Origin of the sequence: Streptomyces sp. NPDC048441, assembly GCF_043200235.1 — a bacterium.
In the GTDB taxonomy this organism is placed as follows: domain Bacteria; phylum Actinomycetota; class Actinomycetes; order Streptomycetales; family Streptomycetaceae; genus Streptomyces.
Genome location: NZ_JBICXM010000030.1, coordinates 1 through 2,390, shown reverse-complemented (window position 1 = coordinate 2,390; position 2,390 = coordinate 1). Strand labels below are relative to the sequence as shown.

The following is a 2,390-nucleotide window of genomic DNA, read 5'->3' as shown; positions in this document are numbered from 1 at the left end:
ACACAGTGGACGCGAGCAACTGAGGACAAGCCCTCGGCCTATTAGTACCAGTCACCTCCACCCGTTACCGGGCTTCCAGATCTGGCCTATCAACCCAGTCGTCTACTGGGAGCCTTAACCCCTCAAAGGGGGTGGGAATACTCATCTCGAAGCAGGCTTCCCGCTTAGATGCTTTCAGCGGTTATCCTTTCCGAACGTAGCCAACCAGCCATGCCCTTGGCAGGACAACTGGCACACCAGAGGTTCGTCCGTCCCGGTCCTCTCGTACTAGGGACAGCCCTTCTCAATATTCCTACGCGCACAGCGGATAGGGACCGAACTGTCTCACGACGTTCTAAACCCAGCTCGCGTACCGCTTTAATGGGCGAACAGCCCAACCCTTGGGACCGACTCCAGCCCCAGGATGCGACGAGCCGACATCGAGGTGCCAAACCATCCCGTCGATATGGACTCTTGGGGAAGATCAGCCTGTTATCCCCGGGGTACCTTTTATCCGTTGAGCGACGGCGCTTCCACAAGCCACCGCCGGATCACTAGTCCCGACTTTCGTCCCTGCTCGACCCGTCGGTCTCACAGTCAAGCTCCCTTGTGCACTTACACTCAACACCTGATTACCAACCAGGCTGAGGGAACCTTTGGGCGCCTCCGTTACTCTTTAGGAGGCAACCGCCCCAGTTAAACTACCCATCAGACACTGTCCCTGATCCGGATCACGGACCCAGGTTAGACATCCAGCACGACCAGAGTGGTATTTCAACGTTGACTCCACGAACACTGGCGTGCCCGCTTCAAAGTCTCCCACCTATCCTACACAAGCCGAACCGAACACCAATATCAAACTGTAGTAAAGGTCCCGGGGTCTTTCCGTCCTGCTGCGCGAAACGAGCATCTTTACTCGTAGTGCAATTTCACCGGGCCTATGGTTGAGACAGTCGAGAAGTCGTTACGCCATTCGTGCAGGTCGGAACTTACCCGACAAGGAATTTCGCTACCTTAGGATGGTTATAGTTACCACCGCCGTTTACTGGCGCTTAAGTTCTCAGCTTCGCACACCCGAAAGTGCACTAACCGGTCCCCTTAACGTTCCAGCACCGGGCAGGCGTCAGTCCGTATACATCGCCTTACGGCTTCGCACGGACCTGTGTTTTTAGTAAACAGTCGCTTCTCGCTGGTCTCTGCGGCCACCCCCAGCTCACGGAGTAAATCCGATCACCAGTGATGGCCCCCCTTCTCCCGAAGTTACGGGGGCATTTTGCCGAGTTCCTTAACCATAGTTCACCCGAACGCCTCGGTATTCTCTACCTGACCACCTGAGTCGGTTTAGGGTACGGGCCGCCATGAAACTCGCTAGAGGCTTTTCTCGACAGCATAGGATCATCCACTTCACCACAATCGGCTCGGCATCAGGTCTCAGCCTTAATGTGCGACGGATTTACCTATCACACGGCCTACACCCTTACCCCGGGACTACCACCGCCCGGGCTGGACTACCTTCCTGCGTCACCCCATCACTCACCTACTACAAGTCTGGGCCGTCGGCTCCACCACTTCCCTTTGCCCGAAGGCTCCAGGACGGCTTCACGGACTTAGCATCGCCTGATTCAATGTTTGACGCTTCACAGCGGGTACCGGAATATCAACCGGTTATCCATCGACTACGCCTGTCGGCCTCGCCTTAGGTCCCGACTTACCCTGGGCAGATCAGCTTGACCCAGGAACCCTTAGTCAATCGGCGCACACGTTTCTCACGTATGTATCGCTACTCATGCCTGCATTCTCACTCGTGAACCGTCCACCACTCGCTTACGCGGCAGCTTCACCCGGCACACGACGCTCCCCTACCCATCCCAGCAGGCGTTGGCCCTATATGCTGAAATGACACGACTTCGGCGGTACGCTTGAGCCCCGCTACATTGTCGGCGCGGAATCACTTGACCAGTGAGCTATTACGCACTCTTTCAAGGGTGGCTGCTTCTAAGCCAACCTCCTGGTTGTCTCTGCGACTCCACATCCTTTCCCACTTAGCGTACGCTTAGGGGCCTTAGTCGATGCTCTGGGCTGTTTCCCTCTCGACCATGGAGCTTATCCCCCACAGTCTCACTGCCGTGCTCTCACTTACCGGCATTCGGAGTTTGGCTAAGGTCAGTAACCCGGTAGGGCCCATCGCCTATCCAGTGCTCTACCTCCGGCAAGAAACACACGACGCTGCACCTAAATGCATTTCGGGGAGAACCAGCTATCACGGAGTTTGATTGGCCTTTCACCCCTAACCACAGGTCATCCCCCAGGTTTTCAACCCTGGTGGGTTCGGTCCTCCACGACCTCTTACAGCCGCTTCAACCTGCCCATGGCTAGATCACTCCGCTTCGGGTCTTGAGCGCGCTACTGAA

1 rRNA gene is annotated in these 2,390 nt (G+C 56.3%); it reads right to left on the bottom strand.

Annotated elements, in window-relative coordinates:
- Positions 1-21: 21 nt before the first annotated feature.
- Positions 22-2,390: ribosomal RNA gene (locus ACGFSB_RS37370) — 23S ribosomal RNA — on the bottom strand; the annotation flags it as partial.